This window comes from Eubacterium sp. AM05-23, from assembly GCF_003477535.1.
Lineage (GTDB): Bacteria > Bacillota > Clostridia > Eubacteriales > Eubacteriaceae > Eubacterium > Eubacterium maltosivorans.
In genome coordinates, this window is the sequence record NZ_QUDF01000015.1 from 38,063 (window position 1) to 58,488 (window position 20,426).

17 protein-coding genes are annotated in these 20,426 nt (G+C 46.8%); 12 read left to right on the forward strand and 5 right to left on the reverse strand.

Features of this window, described 5'->3' with window-relative positions; translation table 11 throughout:
* Nucleotides 1-138: 138 nt before the first annotated feature.
* Entirely contained in the window at nucleotides 139-717 is a 579-nt protein-coding gene (locus DW091_RS17350; RefSeq protein WP_118518807.1) for a hypothetical protein, read from the reverse strand.
* 187 nt (nucleotides 718-904) lie between these two features.
* On the opposite strand from DW091_RS17350, the gene DW091_RS17355 reads away from it, so the two are divergent.
* The gene (locus DW091_RS17355) at nucleotides 905-5,455 is read left to right on the forward strand and encodes an EAL domain-containing protein (protein WP_207665250.1); all 4,551 of its coding nucleotides are present in this window, start codon (nucleotides 905-907) and stop codon (nucleotides 5,453-5,455) included.
* A gap of 86 nt (nucleotides 5,456-5,541) precedes the next feature.
* On the opposite strand, the gene fucO is transcribed toward DW091_RS17355, so the two are convergent.
* Nucleotides 5,542-6,690, reverse strand: a complete 1,149-nt coding sequence (gene fucO / locus DW091_RS17360) for a lactaldehyde reductase (RefSeq protein WP_118518809.1) — start codon at nucleotides 6,688-6,690, stop codon at nucleotides 5,542-5,544.
* 313 nt (nucleotides 6,691-7,003) lie between these two features.
* Here fucO and DW091_RS17365 point away from each other — a divergent pair, with 313 nt between their 5' ends.
* Nucleotides 7,004-8,365 (forward strand): MATE family efflux transporter, encoded by a 1,362-nt coding sequence (locus DW091_RS17365; RefSeq protein WP_118518810.1) that lies wholly within the window; start codon nucleotides 7,004-7,006, stop codon nucleotides 8,363-8,365.
* A 45-nt stretch (nucleotides 8,366-8,410) separates the two neighbouring features.
* On the opposite strand, the gene DW091_RS17370 is transcribed toward DW091_RS17365, so the two are convergent.
* Genes DW091_RS17370 through DW091_RS17380 form a run of 3 tightly spaced genes read right to left on the reverse strand, consistent with a single transcriptional unit; the run spans nucleotide 8,411 to nucleotide 9,616 of the window.
* A complete protein-coding gene (locus tag DW091_RS17370; protein WP_058694868.1) occupies nucleotides 8,411-9,187 on the reverse strand; it encodes a DUF3169 family protein in 777 nt (258 codons plus the stop codon).
* A gap of 1 nt (nucleotide 9,188) precedes the next feature.
* Nucleotides 9,189-9,404, reverse strand: a complete 216-nt coding sequence (locus tag DW091_RS17375; RefSeq protein WP_058694867.1) for a helix-turn-helix transcriptional regulator — start codon at nucleotides 9,402-9,404, stop codon at nucleotides 9,189-9,191.
* Entirely contained in the window at nucleotides 9,401-9,616 is a 216-nt protein-coding gene (locus DW091_RS17380; protein WP_058694866.1) for a helix-turn-helix transcriptional regulator, read from the reverse strand. The genes DW091_RS17375 and DW091_RS17380 overlap by 4 nt, the downstream gene beginning before the upstream one ends.
* Before the next feature lie 403 nt (nucleotides 9,617-10,019).
* On the opposite strand from DW091_RS17380, the gene DW091_RS17385 reads away from it, so the two are divergent.
* From DW091_RS17385 to DW091_RS17430, 10 genes are all read left to right on the forward strand, one after another.
* Nucleotides 10,020-10,490 (forward strand): 4Fe-4S dicluster domain-containing protein, encoded by a 471-nt coding sequence (locus DW091_RS17385; RefSeq protein WP_058694865.1) that lies wholly within the window; start codon nucleotides 10,020-10,022, stop codon nucleotides 10,488-10,490.
* 2 nt (nucleotides 10,491-10,492) lie between these two features.
* On the forward strand, nucleotides 10,493-12,289 hold the full coding sequence (locus DW091_RS17390) for an aldehyde ferredoxin oxidoreductase family protein (RefSeq protein ID WP_058694864.1): 1,797 nt from the start codon (nucleotides 10,493-10,495) through the stop codon (nucleotides 12,287-12,289).
* A 70-nt stretch (nucleotides 12,290-12,359) separates the two neighbouring features.
* Nucleotides 12,360-12,635 (forward strand): MoaD family protein, encoded by a 276-nt coding sequence (locus DW091_RS17395; RefSeq protein WP_096919514.1) that lies wholly within the window; start codon nucleotides 12,360-12,362, stop codon nucleotides 12,633-12,635.
* A gap of 17 nt (nucleotides 12,636-12,652) precedes the next feature.
* Entirely contained in the window at nucleotides 12,653-13,141 is a 489-nt protein-coding gene (locus DW091_RS17400) for an NAD(P)H-dependent oxidoreductase subunit E (RefSeq protein ID WP_058694862.1), read from the forward strand.
* Complete coding sequence (locus tag DW091_RS17405; protein WP_118518811.1) at nucleotides 13,138-14,937, forward strand: NADH-quinone oxidoreductase subunit NuoF; 1,800 nt, start codon at nucleotides 13,138-13,140, stop codon at nucleotides 14,935-14,937. Before DW091_RS17400 ends, DW091_RS17405 begins: the two co-directional genes overlap by 4 nt.
* A complete protein-coding gene (locus DW091_RS17410; protein WP_058694860.1) occupies nucleotides 14,937-15,680 on the forward strand; it encodes a 4Fe-4S dicluster domain-containing protein in 744 nt (247 codons plus the stop codon). The genes DW091_RS17405 and DW091_RS17410 overlap by 1 nt, the downstream gene beginning before the upstream one ends.
* Nucleotides 15,681-15,812: 132 nt before the next feature.
* Complete coding sequence (locus tag DW091_RS17415; RefSeq protein WP_224168838.1) at nucleotides 15,813-16,640, forward strand: YwaF family protein; 828 nt, start codon at nucleotides 15,813-15,815, stop codon at nucleotides 16,638-16,640.
* Nucleotides 16,597-17,091 (forward strand): flavodoxin domain-containing protein, encoded by a 495-nt coding sequence (locus DW091_RS17420; RefSeq protein WP_058694858.1) that lies wholly within the window; start codon nucleotides 16,597-16,599, stop codon nucleotides 17,089-17,091. Before DW091_RS17415 ends, DW091_RS17420 begins: the two co-directional genes overlap by 44 nt.
* Before the next feature lie 133 nt (nucleotides 17,092-17,224).
* Complete coding sequence (locus DW091_RS17425) at nucleotides 17,225-18,505, forward strand: Sapep family Mn(2+)-dependent dipeptidase (RefSeq protein WP_118518812.1); 1,281 nt, start codon at nucleotides 17,225-17,227, stop codon at nucleotides 18,503-18,505.
* Nucleotides 18,505-20,421 carry an oligopeptide transporter, OPT family gene (locus DW091_RS17430; protein ID WP_058694856.1) on the forward strand — a complete coding sequence of 639 codons (1,917 nt, stop codon included), beginning with the start codon at nucleotides 18,505-18,507 and terminating at the stop codon, nucleotides 20,419-20,421. The genes DW091_RS17425 and DW091_RS17430 overlap by 1 nt, the downstream gene beginning before the upstream one ends.
* The last annotated feature ends 5 nt before the right edge of the window (nucleotides 20,422-20,426 follow it).

Consider the following 20,426-nt stretch of genomic DNA (forward strand, 5'->3'; position numbering starts at 1 on the left):
GTTTTGCAATTCGATTACAATTAGTTTCGCCATAATTTTGTTCCTTCTAAAGTAAAATGCCCTGATCTTAAGAAAAATGGTTATGTGTTTGCAAAATAAAGTTTTGAAGGGACTATATGGAAGTTGCCAGCGGCTTTTTTATAAATCCTTTAGGACTTCTTTCCGAAACAGCTTTGGATCTTTGTTGAACTGATCCTTCTTGCTCTTCAGAAAGCTTTTAAATTCGGCCCATGTGCCCTGGGTCATATCGCCCTCATGGATCACAAAGTTCTGGTGCTTTGTCTGCAGTGTGATGAGACTTTCTGTCATATCGCATTTAATGATTTCACCATAGGCAAAGATCATTTTTTTATCACGAAAGAGGATTTCAAGTTTTTTGGGTGTAAAAGTAAAGGCTCTTACTGAAAAGTACCGGTCTGGCCAGAAATGAGCCGAGAGCTTTATGAGCAACGGGTTAAGCTTTCCAAAAAAGAACAGCGCGCCAAGCACACCGCTGATCAGGCGAAACGCAAACAGACCAAGATAGACAAAATCCCCGCCGGCAAAAAGCTTTATCTGCAGATAGACCATAAAGAGGGTATAAACAGTAAAAATAAGAACAAAATAGCTTACAATGCGCAGCGGTTCGGAAGGCCCCATGCTGAAACGATTGTATTTTTTATTGAGCAGCAACAAATCCTGAAGGTCGGCTGTTACAGATGCTTTAAAAGACTTCATATAAAAGGCTCCTAATGATTTTTATTAAACTTGTCCACTATTTTAACATAGCTGATGATGAAATAACAGTAAAAATTAAGACATGCGGGGCGCCAAGACGGGTTTAACTTTATTTTGAAGGCCATTTATACTATAATATAATCAGTATTTGAATTTTATGGGCACAATTGATGCCGGGGGTAAGGATATGACTGGTAAGACTGTTTTAATTGTCGATGAAAATCCTGCTGAAAACACTTTGCTGGACAATATTTTAAATAAAAGCTATAAGGTTATCATCTCAAAAGAAAACGATACCGCTTTGAAGTTTCTTCAGCAGAATAAGTCAATGGTGGCAGTGGTTATTTTTAGCTATGCTTTGTTTTATGGGATGCTGCCGGCGCTTCGGACTGTGCTGTGGGACATACAGGCTTCGCGGGGTACAGGTGTTTTAGTATTGACAGATGCGGACAACCCGATCATGGAGGAACAGGCCCTCAAGCTGGGCGCGACAGATATCCTGTCCAGACCCCTTGATCCACGGCTGATCAGACAGCGTGTCCGAAATACCTCGCTTCAAAGCAATTTAAAGTCCCTGGAGGAATACGATTCTCTGACAGGGCTGTTGAATAAAGATACCTTTTACAAAAATGTCCATGAAATTTTAACGGCTTACCCCGAAAAAGCTTATACCATCCTTTGTTTTGATATTGAACGTTTTAAGGTTATTAACGATTTATTCGGTGCAGAGGCGGGAGACCGCTTGCTTCAGTATATCGGTGATGAATTAAATGCCTGGTCAACGGAAAAGAATGGCTGTGCCGGGCGCATTGTAGCGGATGTTTTCGCAATTTTACTGCCAGATGTGCAGGGATCTGCGGACAGCATTGCACAGAGGCTGACCGATGGCCTCGAGCAATACCCGTTGGATATGGAAATATCCGTGGCCGCAGGCTTATATCATATTGATGATGCGAGTCTGCCAGTCAGCCGAATGTGTGACCGGGCGATCCTTGCGCTTAATTCCGTAAAGGGGAATTACCTGAAACGTGCCGCCGTTTATGACAATCATCTGAGAAGCTCTCTGATCGAGGAGCAGGAAATTGTCAATGAGATGGCACATGCTCTGGCAGACCGACAGTTTCAGGTGTATATGCAGCCAAAATGCGATATGCGCACCAATAAAATTATTGGCTGTGAAGCACTTGTCCGGTGGATTCACCCTGAAAAGGGAGTTATCAGCCCTGCTGCATTCATTCCGGTTTTTGAACGGAACGGCTTTATTTTAAAACTGGACGCCTATGTGTGGGAGGAAGTCTGCCGTTTGATAAAGAACTGGATTGACAACGGGCACAAACCTATACCGACCTCGGTAAACGTTTCGAGAGTTAATTTGTACCACCAGGGGCTGGGTGATCTGTTGGATAATCTGGTTAAAAAATATGATCTGCCGCCATATCTGCTGGAGCTGGAGATTACCGAAAGTGCCTACACCAAAAACCTTGATCAGCTGCTGAGTCTTGTGAACAGGCTTCGCGATCGGGGCTTTACTATTTTAATGGATGATTTTGGCAGCGGTTATTCTTCGCTCAATATTTTAAAGGATATCAATGTCGATGTGCTGAAGATAGACATGCGATTTCTCTCCGATATGGAGCATCTGAAAGGCCGCGCTGGAAATATTCTGGAATCAGTGGTCCGTATGGCGAAGTGGCTTGACCTCGGTGTGATCGCGGAAGGAGTAGAGACAAAGGAACAGGTTAATTTTCTTTTGGATATCGGCTGTCACTATGCCCAGGGCTATTATTATTACAAGCCCATGCCCATAGGTGAATTTGAAGCGTTGCTGTTGCGGGATGCCGCCAAACTTGATTTTTCGGGGATGGAACGTGAAAAGAACAACATGATCAGCTATGATGAGTTGATGCATTCGGACGGTATGACCCGGTCATTGTTAAATAATCTGATTGGCGGTGTGGCCTTTTATGAGTACTTTCAGGGAAATCTTGAGGTTTTAAGAGTCAGTGAGGGCTATTATCAGGTGACAGGCTGTGATGCGGAGACCTTAAAAATCAATGGACGCCATATCCTGGACCGTATACTCGACGAAGATAAACCTGTTATCCTTGACGCACTGCAAAGGGCGCCCCAAAGACCTGAAAAGGGAATAGATATTCAGTTCAGGCGGAAACGGCTGAACGGTGAGTACATGTGGATGTACATGCGTCTCTTTTTCCTGGCAAACCGGGGAGACCGCCAGCTCTTTTACGCTTCGATTATCGATGTGACAAAGCAGAAAGAATCTGAGGAGGCACTCCGTCTTTCAGAACAACGTTTTCGGATTGCCATGGAAGCGACCAATAACGTGATTTTTGATTTCGACATTGAGAAAAGAACAATCGATTACTCGGACTATTTTGCTCAAAAATACGGCTTGAAGACGCATTTAGTCAATGTACCAGACAGTTTAGTTGAAGAAGGAGTGATTCATCCCGATTCAAAAGAGCGCTTTCTAAAGATGTATCGTGAGATATTTGAAGGCGCTCCTAAGGCAGCCTGCGAGGTGCGGGTCAAGCTATACGACAGTAGCTATCTCTGGAACAGGATCACACTGACCAATATCTACGATTCAATGCGAAAACCAGTGAGGGCAGTCGGTCTGGTTGAAGATATTTCTAGGGAAAAGGAAATGGAAAATCAAATCCTGCAAAAAGAAAAGTCCCTTTCTAATTTAAAAAAAGAGAATCGGCAGGCCGTTTTGTCTTTGTTGGGAGAGTCATCGCCAAATGGTCTCATCGGTGGCTATTGTGAGCCGGGTTTTCCGCTTTATTTCATCAACAAGGAAATGCTCGAGATAATGGGGTATGATTCCTACGATGATTTTATGGAGGGGACCGGCGGCTTTGTCTATAATACGATTCATCCCGATGACCACGAGCATGTGACGCAGGTAGTCGGTCCAAAGGATAAGGAGGGCGATGAGTATACTGTCCGTTACCGCACGCTGCGCAAGGATGGCACCTGCTTCTGGGTCATTGACCGGGGGAGGGTGGTGCGCGCGGAGGATGGCCGTCTGGCCATTGTGAGCGCCTGTATAGATATTACCGAGCAGGTCGAGCTTCAGAATGAATTTGAAACGGTGCTTAACAGTACGCCGGGTGATATTGTGGTCTTTAAAATCAAAGAGAAAAACATACAGACGCATTACATGAGCTTTGGACTCGCAAAGGTTCTGGGCTATGAAGAAAAAGAGTACCAGCGTATGCTGACCTGTGAGAACAGTCTTGATCTGATATACGCTAAAGACAGGGCGTTCTATTTTAATACAGTCTATAAAAGCGCGGTGAAGCGTCTGCCCATCAACATTGATTTCAGGTCAGTGAGCAAAAACGGCAGATTTGTCTGGATTAATTTATCGGCTGAATTCTATGGAACCGATGAAGGCAGTATGGTTTATCATGGTATTTTTACAGATATTTCTGAGCTTAAGCAGAAGGAAGAAAAGCTGAAGCTTTCTGAAGAGCGTTTTAAAGCCGCCATTGAGCATCTGGATATAAGCATTTGGGAATATGATATCAAGACAAAGAGATTGATGAAGGAAGCCAAATGGAATAAGGAAGGAAGCCGGCGTCTGGTATATCCTAATATGCCTGATGAGAGCATTGTGAAGGGCTATGTTTTTCACGAATCTGTCGGGGAGTATCTTCGTCTTTATGAGGATATCAGCGAAGGCAAGCTCAAAACCTCGGCTGAGGTTCAGATCCAGGAGCGTGATGGAAAGTACTGCTGGTACCGCATCACCTATACGGTGGTGCTGGACGAGGATGGGCAGCCCATGAAGGCCATCGGTACCTCTGAAAATATTGAGGAGGAGAAACAAAAACAAAAACGTATTGATAACCTTTTGCTCAAAGCGCAAAAGGATTTCCTGACAGGGCTTTACAACAGAGAAACCATTGAGGAGATGGTAAAGCAGGGCCTGAAGACCAGTTTTTCAAAAAAAGGTGTCTCTGCGGTGCTCATGGCCGATGTTGACAATTTTAAGCAGATTAACGATTTTTACGGACATGCAGAGGGAGACCGCGTTTTAAAGGAAATTGGCCGTATTGCCCCAGAGGTGTTTGGAGACAGGGCGCTTACAGGGCGCCTTGGCGGCGACGAGTTCCTGATTTTTGTGACTGGCAAAGATTATGAAAGCGATGTCTGCAGCTTGGCACAAAAGTTCTGTGACCGCCTGAGTGAGCTGGAGGTTCAGGATAAAAAAATCACTGTATCGGTTGGCATTTCGTTTGTGGAGGAAACGGTTAGAGATTTTAAAATGCTGTACCAAAACGCGGATGCCGCCCTCTATGTGGCGAAATGCAGAGGCAAAAACACTTATGCTGTCTACCATGCTTTACAGTTTCAAAGGCAGCGCGCCTATTTTAATATGGATACAGCCATCCTAGACGAGCTGGACAGCTTTGTTTATATCATCAACGCGAAAACCTATGACATCATCTATTGTAATACAGCCTTGTTGCGGGAGCTGGATGTAGATGAAGTTGAAGCGAAAAAGCATAAATGTCATGAGCTGCTGGCGCAGTGCAGTCAGCCCTGTACAGGCTGCGAGCAGCGGGAGCTGTTTTATGATCAGTTTATTTCCAGAGATATGTCCTTTTTCAATGGAAAGATGCCGGTAACACTGAGAGAAAAACTTTTTAAGTGGGGAAGTCTTACCCTGCGGCTTGGCCTTGCGCGTTTTAAAAGGGAAGGATAGAGCATTTTAAAATAACCCATCGGAGGGATGATCCGATGGGTTATTTTTGATGAGGTATTGCTGGAGAAAGAATGGTAAAAAAGGCTTTACATCAGAGATTTATATAGTTCAACGATGTCTTCCAGGCTGGCGTCTCTTGGGTTGCCAGGTTTGCAGGCATCATCAAATGCAGACTGTGCCAGGAATGGAATATCCTCTTCCCTGACAATTTCTTTCAGATTCTGAGGAATGCCAACATCGATTGACAGCTGGCGAACCGCATCCACAGCCGCTTTACGGTATTCGTCCTGAGACATGCTTTCGGTGCCTTCAACGCCCATGGCCTGGGCGATATATCTGTATTTTTCGCCGGTTTCAGGCGCATTGTATTCCATGATGGTCGGTAAAAGGATCGCGTTGGCAACACCGTGGGGTGTGTCATAAACAGCGCCCAGTGCATGGGCCATGGAGTGAACAATACCAAGACCGACATTGGAGAAGCCCATTCCAGCGACATATTGGCCGAGCGCCATGTCTTCGCGTCCTTCAGGAGTATTTTCGACAGCACCTCTTAAGGAGCGTGCGATAATTTCAATGGCTTTTAAATGAAACATATCAGAAAGCTCCCAGGCACCCAGGGTGGTATAGCCTTCGATGGCGTGTGTGAGGGCATCCATACCTGTTGAGGCAGTCAGGCCCTTAGGCATACTGGACATCATATCCGGGTCGACAAAGGCGACGACCGGGATGTCATGCACATCAACACAGACAAATTTGCGTTTCTTTTCGACATCGGTAATAACATAGTTGATGGTAACCTCTGCTGCGGTACCGGCAGTGGTCGGGACGGCAAAGATCGGAACACTCGTGTTCTTTGTCGGGGCAACACCTTCCAGGCTGCGGACATCTTCAAATTCAGGGTTGGTAATGATAATACCAATGGCCTTTGCGGTGTCCATAGAGGAGCCGCCGCCGATGGCAATCAGGTAGTCTGCACCGGAAGCTTTAAAGGCCGCAACACCAGTTTGTACGTTTTCGATGGTGGGATTCGGCTTAATTTCTGAATATACTTCATAATCAAGGCCTGCTTCATCAAGAATATCCGTTACTTTTTTTGTCACATTAAATTTCACCAAATCAGGATCAGAACAAACAAAGGCCTTTTTAAAGCCGCGCGCCTTTGCTTCGGTTGCAATTTCATTGATTGCGCCGCTGCCGTGATATGATGTTTCATTTAGAACGAATCGATTTGCCATAATAGTAATCTCCCTTAACTAATAAAATTAATATCATTTTATTTAATTTTCGTAAAAATCTCAAGATAGATTAATGTTCATTAAATGCAAATATTTATTAACGTTTTCATCGATAAAAGAAAGGGGTTTTTACAAAGCTATATAAATGAAAATATTTTGCTCTGAAATGAAAGAAAAATTGAAAGAAAAATCAGAGTTATAAAAAAATGATAATTTACCAACCGTAAACGTGCACAAATTTAAACTGGAAGCATTAACCGCCCTTTGTTTATGCTATAATAATAAAGCGATTTATTATATAACAGGAGTAAAAATGACCACGACTTTTCCAGAAAATACGAAGAAGGAATCCTTATTCAAGCTGACATGGCCCATTTTTGTGGAGCTTTTTCTTCAGATGCTGGTGGGTAATACCGACCAGATGATGGTGGGACAGGTGTCGCAGACCGGTGTGGGCGCCATCGGCAATGCCAACCAGATCATCAATGTTCTGCTGATTTCTTTTAGCATCATATCACTGGCGACCACGATTCTGGTTTCTCAGAATATGGGCGCAAAGAATTATAAAAATGTATCGACAATCTACACGCTGGCATTGATCGTCAACCTGATTTTTTCTGTGATCATCAGCGTGGTTTTGCTGTTTTTCACAGAGTCGATCTATCATATACTGCAGGTGCCAGATACCATTATGCCCGAAACCGTTACCTATACGCGTATCATCGGGGCGGGGCTCTTTCTTCAGGCTGTATTTCTGACCTTTTCGGCTATTTTCAGAAGTAACCGTCTGATGAAGGAAACCATGTTTGTCTCAATTATTATGAATGCACTCAACATCGGTGGGAATTACATTCTGATCAATGGCATTGGCCTGCCATCACCTCTTGGCGTAACGGGAGCAGCCATCTCCAGCAATATTGCCAAACTCATTGGTGTGATTATTGTCGTCTGCTTGTTTATTAAAAAAATCAAACCGGGAATGTCTTTGAAAACATTGAGGCCTTTTCCAACTGAGATGCTTAAAAGACTGCTGTTTATTGGGATACCTTCGGGCGGGGAGACGCTTTCCTGGACGCTGAGCCAGACAGTGACCATGGGCTTTGTGAATCTGTGCGGTACGGTGGTCATTACTACCCGCGTGTATGCGGTGATGTTTGCTATGATCACCTATCTTTACAGTAACGCGATTTCCCAGTCTTCTCAGGTTTTGGTGGGGTATATGATCGGCGCGAGGGAATATGACAGTGCGGACAGGCGGGTGAAGGCCACACTTAGATCTTCTGTGCTGGTGTCCTTCTGTGTGGCCCTTTTGATTTTTCTGTTCAGCGATCAAATCTTTGGCTTTTTCACCTCTGACCCGGCGGTCATCGCCCTTGGCAAGCAGGTTATGTTTATTGATGTTTTTCTGGAACTCGGACGTGCGGTAAACATGGTAATGGTCCGATCGCTTCAGGCGGCCAATGACATACTGTTTCCCATTGCCCTCGGCATCGGCTCACAATGGTTTGTGTCGGTGGTTTTATGCTATGTTTTAGGCATTGTGCTGGGCTGGGGATTGATTGGTATCTGGATCGCCATGGCCTGCGATGAAATTTTAAGGGCGGCTATGTTTTTAGTTCGCTGGAAACGCAGGAAGTGGATGGATTTAAGCATTAAAAACGCAGTGAAGGTTTGATAAAGAGTAAGGAGGTGCGCCGTTTCGGCGCACCTCCTGTTTGTTTTAGCAGTCATCACGGTCCAATTTACTGTTTTTTTGAAGCTTCATAGAAAAGATACAGCACAGTGTGCTCTGCAGTCCCCATAAAATACCAATAATAATAAAGGGAAAAGCGCCAATGGGAGTAGTCAGAGCCGCAAACATGAGCAGCATCATGACAGCAAGAAAGGCCATCTGCATAATCTGAAAGGTTTTATAGGCGGCCTTGTAAAGAATGAATTTTTCTGCTTCATCACTGCTTTTCATCCAGACTTTTTGGAAGTTTAAATCCAGCGGGTTTCCCTGCTTTTCCGGATTTATTTTTTTGGTCAGATTCACAAAAAGGATCTGAAGGATAAGGCAGAAAATAATTGGGAGTAAAAAAGCTGCAAGTACCCATAAGATGGAAACAGAGCTGTCATCGTGCATGCCGCTGCCGCTGACATTAATGCCGTAAAAGGCAAAGGTAAAGATCAGCGTGATGTTGGCAAAAATTATCCCTGTGTCACAGAGGCGATCAGCTTTTTCATAGAGCACGTCCGAATCGTTGGTTTCCAGCAGCCTGTAGGTATTTCTTGCTGAAAGGTAAAACAACACAGTGATGAGCATTAAAAGAGCAGAACCGGCAGAAGAAATATAAATGCCATAGGTCAGAATCTTGTTTTGCAGCAGCACTACGGTATCGACGACGTTAAAGCCTGGAAAGTTCAGCAAAAAGCCAACCAGTCCGCCTAAAAAGCCGCATATGATGATCAGGGTAAAAAATTTAAGGTAAATGTGTTTGCCTTCTTTTGCTTTCATGTCAGTTTTCCTCCTCGAGAGTATGAGTAAAAAGGGAATCAATGGTCGTATTGAAAATATTCGCAAATTTTGCGGCAAGCCGGACAGAGGGAGAATAATGGTTTTCCTCGATCAAAACAATGGTTTGTCTTGATACACCAGCCAGCTCGCCAAGCTGTGCGTGCGTAAGCTTTTGTTTGATTCTGTAATTCTTCAGATTGTTTGTGTGAGTATTCATTCTGATTCCTCCTCTTCAGAATAGGTAAAGATATCCTCAACGGTTGCGTTGAAAATTCTTGCGATTTTAAGCGCCAGCGTTACGGAAGGAGAGTAATCTCCGCGTTCAATTAAGCTGATGGTCTGCCTTGATACACCGGCCAGCTTACCAAGCTCTGACTGATTGATTTTATCCCGGGCCCGGAACTCTTTTAATCGGTTTTCGAGGGGCATGCTCAGGCCTCCTTTGTATATGATTTTTGTCATCTTGACAAATATTCTTGTCAAAAATAGTTTAGCATTGACAAGAATATTTGTCAAATAAAAATTCAATAAATCTTTAGAGTTTTCAAAGAACGTTTACAAGGATTGAAAAATGTGCTATGATAATTATAACAATAGAATTGCTCTGAAGCTGAATAGACCCCTCCGGGGCCTTTACAGCCAATGGGTAACAGGGGCAACCCTGTTGTCTGCCATCTTTGCAAAGGAGCCCGTAGAAACAGCTTGTACTGTGTATAAGCTGTTTCTGCGGGCTTTGTGTTTTCCTGAATTCCAGGACACAAAGCGATTCTCATTTTGTAAACTTACCACAAAGGAGGTGTAAGGATACCGCGTCAGCGGTATCCGGAAGCGTATGAGCAAACAACTCATGATCAAACCTGAAAAGTGCATAAGCTGCAGAACCTGCGAACTGGTCTGTTCCTTTGGGCACTATCAGGAATTTAATCCAAAACTGTCAAACGTAACAGTGATGGATTATGAAAAAGCAGCCGTAACCATTCCTGTGATGTGTATGCAATGTGAGGAACCAGCTTGCATGAAGGTGTGTCCGGTGGGCGCGATCTCAAGGAATGAAAACGGTGCGTTTGTTATGGATGAAGCAAAATGTATCGTGTGTAAAATGTGTATGAATGCCTGCCCGCTCGGCAACATCAGCTTTAATCCAGTTAAGAGAAAAGTGTTTAAATGCGATCTGTGTGACGGTGATCCAAAATGTGCCAAGTTTTGTCCCTCTGGCGCCATTGTCTATGGCGAAGCGGTTGAGATGGAACGTAAAAAGGCCATCGCGGATCAGTTGAAAGACGTTTATGGATTGGAGGGATAACGATGAACGGATGGATGGGACAATTAATTCGCGTTGATCTTGCAGCAGGGACCATCAAGAAGGAACCGCTTAATATGCAGGCCGCCCATGATTTTATCGGCGCAAGGGGCCTGGGCACAAAATACTTTTGTGACGAGGTAGACCCACAGGTGGACCCGCTTGGTCCGGATAATAAAATGATTTTTATGACAGGGCCGTTAACCGGTACGGCTGCTTCCTGCAGTGGCCGGTATGAGGTGGTGGCGAAAGCGCCTCTGACAGGAACCATCGGCGCTTCAAATTCAGGCGGGCATTTTGGCCCAGAGTTAAAATTTGCAGGCTATGACGGGATTATCTTTGAAAACCAGAGCGACCGACCAGTTTACCTGTATATCAATGACGACATAGTAGAGCTCAGAGATGCCTCAGATCTCTGGGGTAAGGACGTTTATGAAACGACAGAAGCACTGGAGGAAGCCTGCGGAGAAGGCGCGCGGGTGGCCTGTATCGGGCCAACCGGTGAACAGGGGTGCCTGTACTCTGCTATTATGAATGACAAGCACCGGGCAGCGGGCCGTGGCGGCATGGGCGCTGTAATGGGCAGTAAAAAACTGAAGGCTGTGGTGGTTCGCGGAAGCGGCGGGGTAACTGTTGCACGGCCTGAAGGCTTTATGGAAGCACTGACCGATGCCCGCACCAAGCTTAAGGAACACCCGGTTACCGGGGGTGGCCTGCCCACCTACGGTACAGAAGTTCTGGTCAACATGATCAATGAAGTTGGTGGTCTGCCGCTTCGCAACTGGCGTGACGGGGGCGTGTATGATAAAGCTGATGATACCTCTGGTGAAGCGCTGGTCGATTCTTATCTGGTTAAAAACAAAGGCTGCTTTGGCTGCTCAATTGGCTGCGGCCGCGTTACCAGAATACCGGATGGGCCTTTTAAATCTATGGGTGAAGGCCCTGAATACGAGGCGGGCTGGTCCTACGGTGCAGACTGTGGCGTCAATGATCTGGCCGCTATCTGTAAAGCCAATTTCCTTTGCAACCAGTATGGTATGGATCCGATCACACTTGGTTCTACCATTGCCTGCGCCATGGAACTTTACGAAAAGGGGCTTCTGAGTGAGAAAGAAATTGGCCGTCCGCTGCCCTTTGGCGACGCACAGGCCATGGTTGAACTGACAGAGCTCACAGGAAAAATGGAAGGATTTGGTGTTGAGCTTGCCCAAGGCTCATACCGCCTGGCGGAAAAACATGGTGCGCCAGAATTGTCCATGTCTGTTAAAAAGCAGGAAATGCCAGCCTATGATGGGCGCGCTGTTCAGGGGATGGCCCTTGAATACGCTACATCAAACCGCGGAGGCTGCCATGTGCGCGGTTACCTGACTTCACCTGAAGTTTTAGGGATTCCGTTAAAGACGGATCCGCTTGTAACGGAAGGAAAGGCGCCGCTTCTGAAGACTTTCCAGGATCTCACCGCAGCAGTGGATTCCAGCGGTATCTGTCTCTTCACAACCTTTGGCATCGGCTTACCTGAGATTGCAGCGCAGTACCGTGAGGCAGTAGGCTCAGATGAAACAGATGAGGAATTCCTGTTAAAGGGAGAGCGCATCTGGAACATTGAAAAGCAGTTTAATATTGCTGCAGGTGTAGAGAAGGATACACTTCCTCCAAGACTTCTGCGTGAAGCCCTTCCCGATGGCCCAGCAAAGGGTAAGGTGGCGGAGCTTGATATTATGTTGAAAGAATACTATGAAGTACGCGGCTGGAGCACAGAAGGAGTGCCAACCGAAGAAAAAGTTCAGGAGCTTGGACTTTAAACGACAGATACTGGAGATGGGGCGCAGCCCTGTCTCCTTTCATGCATCATAACGCAAAGAGGAGATTAAAATGAAAGTAAAATTTTTCGCTACCATCCGGAATTATACAGGTTGCCGTCAGGCAGATGTACCGGTCTATAAGGATATGTACACGCTTTTACATACCCTCTCTGAAACCTATGGCGATGCTTTCAGAAATCATGTTTTAAGTCCAGATGGGGAGGCGCCCGGAGCAGAGATTATTCTGATGGTCGATGGTCGCCATATCGAGCATTTGCAGGGGCTTAAGACACCTCTGAACGAAAACAGTACTGTGGCAATTTTTCCCGTTGTTGCGGGAGGATGAGGAAGGGGAGTGAGCCCATGCAGGAAATAACAAAAGAATCAATCGACAAAATTTTATCAGCATATCCCAGGGACCAGCGCCATTCTCTGGCAATGATGCAGGATATGCAGCATCATTTTAACTATATTCCAGAGCAGGGAATGAAGGCCTTGGCCGAATATTTGGATTGTCCGTTATCATCATTATATTCAATGGCGACTTTTTACAGGGCATTGAGCTTGAAGCCAAAAGGAAAGCATATCATTAAGCTCTGTGACGGAACTGCGTGTCATATTCGAGGATCTGTCAACCTGATCACTGGCATTAAACGTGAGCTGGACATCAGTCCAGGTGAAACCTCGGGAGATGGGCTTTTCTCGCTGGAAACCGTGAACTGTCTCGGCTCCTGTGCGCTGGCGCCCGTGATGGTGATCGACGGCGTATATTACGGAAAGGTAACGCTTGAAAAGCTGCCTGAGATATTAAACCAGTATCGGGAGCTTTCGGAAGGAGGCGCAGAAGCATGAAGCAAAACGTTTTAGTCTGCTGCGGTACCGGTTGCCGGGCCAATGGGAGCCTGCTGGTTTTAGAGGCGCTTCAAAAAGCTGCCAGAAAGCATAAATCCGATATTGAGGTGTCGCCTCTGATCAAATCCACTGGCTGCAATGGCTTTTGTGAAAACGGCCCGATCGTTAAAATTGAGCCGGCCGATATCTCTTATTATAAGGTTAAACCAGAAGACGCGGACAGCATCATAAAGGATACAGTACTTGGCGGAAAGATTATTGAGAAGCTTTTATATAAAGGAAATGATGGAAAACGCGTGCGCTCGCAGCATGAAAATCCATTCTATGCGCCACAGAAAAAGTGGGTGCTGCATAACATAGGGGAGATTGACCCGACCAATATCGACGATTATATCGCCAGAGGAGGATATAGTGCTTTAAAAAAAGCCTTATCCATGGATGCGGACAGGATCATTGGGGAGGTAGAAGATTCAGGTATCCGGGGCCGCGGTGGTGCAGGGTTCCCCACTGGAACAAAATGGCGTCAAGCGTTAAAGTATGAATCGGATGTAAAATATGTAGCATGTAATGGTGATGAGGGTGATCCTGGGGCCTTTATGGACCGGTCAATACTGGAGGGCGACCCGCACTCTGTTATTGAAGGGATGATTATCTGTGCCTGTGCTATTGATGCGCAGGAAGGCTATATGTATATCCGTGATGAGTACGGCCTGGCAGTAGAAAACTGCAAAATTGCGCTGCAGCAGGCAAGAGAAAAGGGATTCTTGGGAGATTCTGTTATGGGAACAGGCAAAGCCTTTGATATTCAGATTGTTCGGGGCGGCGGCGCTTTTGTCTGTGGCGAATCCACTGCGCTGATGGCGTCGGTAGAGGGCCGGGTAGGTGAGCCGAGAGCAAAGTATATCCGCTCTGTCCAGAGAGGGCTGTGGAACAGGCCAACCGTCTTGAATAATGTTGAAACCCTGGCGAATATTCCGAGAATTATCCAGGATAGCGGCGCGAAATTTAAGGAATTAGGAACAGAAAAGAGTAGTGGTACAAAGGTCTTTGCCCTGGTCGGCAAGGTCAAGCGTACCGGTCTGGTTGAAATACCAATGGGGAGTACCCTGAGGCATTTGATCTATGACATTGGCGGAGGAATCCCGGGAGACCGTCCCTTTAAGGCTGTGCAGACCGGCGGTCCATCGGGCGGCTGTATTCCTGCTGAGCTTTTAGACCTGCCCATGGATTTTGATACCCTCACCAGCTATGGCGCCATGATGGGATCTGGCGGTGTGATTGTCATGGATGACCGGAGCTGTATGGTTGAGGTTGCCCGATATTATATTGAATTCCTGTGTGACGAATCCTGCGGTAAATGTACACCGTGCCGTGAAGGACTGCGCCATCTTCTGACCATACTGACCGATATCTGTGAGGGCAGGGGCCAGGAAGGCGATATTGAGCTGATGGAAAAAATCTGCCATACCATGCAGGATGCATCTCTGTGCAGTCTTGGAAAAAGTGCCGCGAATCCAGTCCTGACCACCATAAAATATTTCCGGAACGAGTATGAAGCGCATATCCAGGAAAAACGATGTCCTGCCGGAGTCTGTCCGAAACTGACCGCTTTTGTGATCGATGAGGAAGCGTGCCGGGGCTGTATGCGCTGCTCCAAAGCATGCCCTGCCGGAGCAGTGAGCGGCGAGGTCAAAAAGCCGCATCATATCGATCCGGTTAAGTGTATTGCGTGCGGAAGCTGCCGAGAGGCCTGTAATTTTGATGCGGTCGTTACTGTGAAAAGGGGTGAAGCGTAATGGAAATCAAGATCAATGGTAAAGAATGTACCTGCGAAAAGGGAGAATTTCTGTTAGAAGTTGCGAAACGTAATGGATTTGACATTCCAACGCTGTGCCATCACCCTGGTCTCGCGGAGCAGGGGTGCTGCAGGGTCTGTATTGTTGAGGTCGTGGAGAATGGAAGAAGCAAGGTTGTTGTCTCCTGCGTTTACCCATTAGAACGCCCCTGTGAGGTTTTCACAGACAGCGAAAAGATAAAGGAGGAGCGCTCCGTTATCCTGATGCTGCTGAAAACAAGGGCGCCTGCCAGCTTGGAAATACAGGCGATGTGTGATAAGTACGGTGTCTTTGAGACATCAAGGCTGAAACCTGTAGACGGTGAAAAGTGTATTTTATGCGGGCTTTGCGTCAAAGCCTGTGGGGCTCTTGGTACTGGCGCGATCTCAACCATTAACCGTGGTGTCACTAAAAAAGTTGCGACACCCTACGAAAATCCTTCAAATGATTGCATAGGCTGCACAAGCTGTGCTCAGGTCTGTCCGACAGGTGCAATTGAATGGTCCGAAGATGGCGAAACAAGGACGATTTGGGGAAAAAATTTTGCATTGGCAAAATGTGAATCTTGTGGTAGAATTATAAGTACAGAAGCTGAGCTTCGTTTTGCGGGAGAAAGGGCAGGTGTGGAGACCAATTCCCTTTGTGAGAGCTGCCGTAAGAAGAGCATGGCTGATGTGCTTGCCCATACATATGGGATTGAGTAGGAGATCTTAACCAGAAAAGCCTTCGGTGCCAAGGTGCCGGGGGCTTTTCTGTCGCGTGCTTTTTTAATTTTAATGAATTTATTTTTGGGGTATGTTATACTGTGCACATTATGTAATAGAGAAGGAAGCAGCATGGATTATTTTTACGAACATTACTTTGCTCCACAAAACGTTGAGCCGCACAATCGTATTTTTTCACCGGAGCACCTTATCCTTTCATCATTATTGATGATTTTTATTGTGGTCGTTATGGTCATACAGACTAAAAAACATGACCGGGGCTTCAGCCAGAAGCTGATCCGGGTTCTGGCAGCTGTCATGCTGGCCCTGGAGATTTTCAGAATCAGCTGGAGAACCTGCTATTTTGGCTTTGACCTCAGAAATATTCGTTTTGACTGGTGTAACCAGGTATGTATCGCCCTGCCGTTGATCGTGTTGTTTAAGTGGGAAAAGGCTTATCCTTACATTGATGTCCTAGCTGTGATGGGCGGACTCATGGTACTCATCTACCCATTGTGGGTTTTCTATGATTATGGTGGAATTCACACCATGGCTGTGCAGAGCATGGTGTCTCACGGCCTCATGGTTTTAATCGCGCTGACCATGCCCTTTGCGGCAGATTACAGGCCAGAAGTGCGAAAGGCCTGGAAGCCGATAATTGGACTTAGCATCATCGCGGTTATCGCCTTTATCATGTCACATGCTTTAAACGAAAATTATCTTCTGATGCTGGGAGCACATGGTGTCCCGGTGATCGACCAGATACCTTATCCCTGGTACTGGCTCCTTGTGGCGCCGGCTTTGATCGGTCTGGTTACGCTGATGACCAGAGGCTTGAGCCTGCTGGACGACCGGCTTCTTGGAAAGGTACAGCCAGATGCGGCAATGCTTTTAAATATGGATAGAGGAGCTTTAGATGAAAATACTGATCGCATATCACAGCAAAAACGGAACGTCTGAGAAATGTGCCCGGCTGCTGTTAAGGCAGGTAGGAGAAGCAGATTTGGCGGATCTTAAGAAAAAGACGCCTGATTTTAACGCCTATGATCTTATCGTTATCGGCGGCTCTATCCGTATGGGAATGTATACGCGTCCGGTGCGGAAGGCTCTCAAAAAGTATGAAGGTATTCTGGAACAGAAAAAGGTGATATATTTTATTAACTGCGCTTTTCCAGAGAACAAGGAAAAATATTATAAAGATAATATTTCTGAAAAGCTGAGGAAGCGTACCCTGGGCTGCTTTAACTTTGGCGGTGAGATGGACCTTGCGCGGTTAACGGGCTCGGACCGTATGATTGCGGCGACTGTGGCCCGCCAGTCACAGGGCAGCGGACATCCCCTTGCATCCATTGACGAGCGGGCCATTGAGCAATGCGCTGGCAGAATAGCGGCAATTAAAGAAAATATATAATGGAAATATGGCACTTCTGTCATCAACATGTTTTTCAAACACCGTTTTTGGGTATATCAAAACGGTGTTTTATTTAGTTTAAGGATTTTTTTAAAAGTATGATGAAAATGACAGGCGGAAAGGAGTATTCACGATGAATTTTAAGGTGGATCAGGAACAAATGCTGCGTGATCTCAGAGGTTTGTTAAGCATAGCAAGCACGAATGGGGATGCCGGTGTCATAGATGAAATGACACCGCTCGGCAAAAATATTAACGACGCCATTGATTATATGCTGGCAATTGGAAAGCGTTTTGGCTTTGAAACCCAAAACCTGGACGGGTGCTGCGGTATGGTTGACATGGGAGAGGGTGAGGAAATGGTCGGCGTGCTTGTGCATATTGACACCGTACCCGTTGGCGAAGGCTGGAGCGTTGATCCCTTTGACGGGACAGTGATTGATGGAAAGGTTTATGGCAGAGGCGCCAATGATGACAAGGGCCCGGCCATTGTGGCGCTGTATGCCATGAAAGCTCTGAAGGACAGCGGTGTGCCGATAAACAAGCGTATCCGTCTGATTATTGGCGGTGATGAGGAAAGCGGAACCTGGCGCTGTATGGATCGTTATAAAGAAACCGAGATCATACCAGACTATGCCTTTTCGCCGGACGCGTCCTATCCGGTTATCTTTGCCGAAAAGGGTATTCTCAAGGTTCAGATTCACAACAAGACTGGTGTTGCAGGTGAGGATTTGACGCTGAAGGCCGGAAAACAGATCAATATAGTACCTGACTTCGCGGAGGCCGAGGCAGAAGGGCGAAGGTTTACGGCAAAGGGCAAGCCTGCCCACGCCATGGAACCGCAAAATGGTGTTAACGCGCTGTTAAAGCTGGGGCATGAGCTTAAAGAGACCGGAATCGATCATCCGTTTTTAACGCTTCTGGACAGAGCAAATGTGGAGGGATTCAATATTGCTATTTCAGACGAGGTTTCCGGTGAGCTGACGATTAATCCTGCCATTGGCAGGGTCGATGAGCAGGGCTCAAGGCTGGAGTGCGATATCCGTTATCCGGTAACTGCGGATGTTGATGATATTATCGAGCGAATTCGCCAGTCTGTGGATCCTGTCGGTTATGAGGTAGATGCAATGCAGATAGTTCCGCCGCTCTATGTTAAAAAGAACAGCCCGTTGGTACAGACATTGCTGGGAGTGTACCGCGACATTACCGGTGACAGGACAGAGCCCATGGCTATCGGAGGCGGTACCTACGCCCGGGCCTTTAACAACGCTGTGGCCTTTGGAGTACTGTTCCCTGGTGAACCAGATATGTGCCATCAGGTGGATGAATACTGGAGTGTAAAGGATATGATGGTGAACCTTCAGATCATTGCTGGTGCGCTTGCGGCTCTTGGTGTATCGAAAAGAGGCATGTAATGAAGGATGAATCAGCATTTAAGCCCTTTATTCCTGCGGACCGAGTTATGCCGGAGTTTACAGCTACTTCCATTATCCTCGGCTTGATACTGGCAGTGGTTTTTGGAGCTGCCAATGCATACCTGGGTCTGCGCGTTGGCCTGACCATCTCGGCGTCTATTCCCGCGGCGGTTATCTCCATGGGGGTTATCCGCCTCATTCTCAAAAAAGATTCTATCCTGGAAAATAACATTGTGCAGACCATTGGGTCGGCTGGCGAATCAGTGGCTTCGGGCGCTATCTTTACGCTGCCCGCTTTGTTTATGTGGAGCCAGGAATGGGGAATCGCCAGTCCCTCTCTGGTTGAGATTGCCCTTATCGCTGTCTGCGGTGGCTTTCTGGGGATATTGTTTATGATTCCGCTGCGCAGGGCTTTGATTGTCAAAGAGCATGGCGTTCTGCCATACCCCGAAGGCACCGCCTGCGCCGAGGTATTACTGGCCGGTGAGGAGGGAGGCTCTAAAGCCTCCATTGTCTTTGCGGGTCTTGGCATCGCGGGCGTCTATAAATTTATCACAGATGGCCTGAAGCTGTTTCCCTCAGAAGTATCGTGGGAGATCAAAGGGTATAAGGGAGCGGCCTTTGGCTGTGACGTGCTGCCCGCGCTTTTGGGCGTCGGTTATATCTGCGGCCCGAAGATCGCGTCTTATATGTTTTCAGGCGGCGTTTTAAGCTGGCTGGTCATCATGCCCCTTATCAGTATGTTCGCCGGTGACGCGGTGATCTTCCCAGGGACTGTGCCAATTTCGACACTGGACTCCTTTGGTATCTGGAGCAATTATGTCCGTTATATCGGTGCTGGTGCGGTGGCAGCGGGAGGAATCATCAGCCTGGTGAAATCCCTGCCTCTCATCGTCAGCACTTTTAAGCAGGCCATGAAAAGCTATTCTGGAAACAGCGGTCCGGAGATGCAGATCCGAACAGATCGGGATTTAAATATGAAGCTGGTCGCAGCTATGGTTTTAGTGATCATTTTAGTAATCTGGCTGGTGCCCGCTATCCCGGTTGATATTTTTGGCGCGCTAATCATTACGGTTTTTGGCTTTTTCTTTGCAACGGTTGCTTCACGGATCGTTGGTCTGGTTGGCAGCAGCAACAATCCGGTTTCGGGGATGACCATTGCCACACTGCTTATCGCTACAGTTATCTTTAAAGCCATTGGGATGACCGGGCAGCCAGGGATGACTGGCGCCATTGCAGTAGGCTCGATCATTGCCATTATCGCAGCGATTTCCGGCGATACCTCGCAGGATTTAAAAACTGGCTATATTGTGGGATCGACCCCTCAGAAACAGCAGATCGGTGAGCTGCTGGGTGTGATCATTTCCGCGCTGGCCATCGGCGGGATTCTTTACCTGCTCAACGCAGCCTGGGGCTACGGTTCTGCCGAGCTTCCCGCGCCACAGGCCGTTTTGATGAAAATGGTCGTGGAAGGCGTTATGGATGGAAACCTCCCCTGGACCCTTGTCTTTATCGGCGCGGGCATCGCAGTGGTGGTTGAAATTCTTGGGATTCCTGTTCTGCCTTTTGCTGTTGGGCTGTACCTGCCGGTACATTTAAACACAGCCATTATGGTGGGTGGCCTGGTGCGTCTTTTCTTTGAAAAAAAGAGAAAGGTGACCGAGAATCAGCGAAAGGAATTTTTAAATAAAGGCCTGCTCTACACCTCGGGCATGATTGCCGGGGAAGGTCTTGTGGGAATTTTGCTGGCGGTCTTTGCAGTGATCCCATTCGGCGCCGGCTATTTTGGCGATGTCCTGAACATTTCTGACCGCTTCTCGCTGGGGAGCATGGGCTCCATCGCCTTTTTTATCCTCCTGATTTTATCTGTCTTTAAGTTCTCAATCTGGAATAAGGATAAGAAAGCATCACAATAAAAAAT

Excerpts from the sequence above, each read along its gene's own strand:
- DW091_RS17415 (WP_224168838.1), top strand. The coding sequence starts at position 15,813 with ATGGATTATTTTTACGAACATTACTTTGCTCCACAAAACGTTGAGCCG.
- DW091_RS17420 (WP_058694858.1), top strand. The coding sequence starts at position 16,597 with ATGAAAATACTGATCGCATATCACAGCAAAAACGGAACGTCTGAGAAA.
- DW091_RS17380 (WP_058694866.1), bottom strand. The coding sequence starts at position 9,616 with ATGCCCCTCGAAAACCGATTAAAAGAGTTCCGGGCCCGGGATAAAATC.
- fucO (WP_118518809.1), bottom strand. The coding sequence starts at position 6,690 with ATGGCAAATCGATTCGTTCTAAATGAAACATCATATCACGGCAGCGGC.
- DW091_RS17410 (WP_058694860.1), top strand. The coding sequence starts at position 14,937 with ATGGAAATCAAGATCAATGGTAAAGAATGTACCTGCGAAAAGGGAGAA.
- DW091_RS17375 (WP_058694867.1), bottom strand. The coding sequence starts at position 9,404 with ATGAATACTCACACAAACAATCTGAAGAATTACAGAATCAAACAAAAG.
- DW091_RS17350 (WP_118518807.1), bottom strand. The coding sequence starts at position 717 with ATGAAGTCTTTTAAAGCATCTGTAACAGCCGACCTTCAGGATTTGTTG.
- DW091_RS17365 (WP_118518810.1), top strand. The coding sequence starts at position 7,004 with ATGACCACGACTTTTCCAGAAAATACGAAGAAGGAATCCTTATTCAAG.
- DW091_RS17425 (WP_118518812.1), top strand. The coding sequence starts at position 17,225 with ATGAATTTTAAGGTGGATCAGGAACAAATGCTGCGTGATCTCAGAGGT.
- DW091_RS17355 (WP_207665250.1), top strand. The coding sequence starts at position 905 with ATGACTGGTAAGACTGTTTTAATTGTCGATGAAAATCCTGCTGAAAAC.
- DW091_RS17385 (WP_058694865.1), top strand. The coding sequence starts at position 10,020 with ATGAGCAAACAACTCATGATCAAACCTGAAAAGTGCATAAGCTGCAGA.
- DW091_RS17400 (WP_058694862.1), top strand. The coding sequence starts at position 12,653 with ATGCAGGAAATAACAAAAGAATCAATCGACAAAATTTTATCAGCATAT.
- DW091_RS17395 (WP_096919514.1), top strand. The coding sequence starts at position 12,360 with ATGAAAGTAAAATTTTTCGCTACCATCCGGAATTATACAGGTTGCCGT.
- DW091_RS17370 (WP_058694868.1), bottom strand. The coding sequence starts at position 9,187 with ATGAAAGCAAAAGAAGGCAAACACATTTACCTTAAATTTTTTACCCTG.
- DW091_RS17405 (WP_118518811.1), top strand. The coding sequence starts at position 13,138 with ATGAAGCAAAACGTTTTAGTCTGCTGCGGTACCGGTTGCCGGGCCAAT.
- DW091_RS17390 (WP_058694864.1), top strand. The coding sequence starts at position 10,493 with ATGAACGGATGGATGGGACAATTAATTCGCGTTGATCTTGCAGCAGGG.
- DW091_RS17430 (WP_058694856.1), top strand. The coding sequence starts at position 18,505 with ATGAAGGATGAATCAGCATTTAAGCCCTTTATTCCTGCGGACCGAGTT.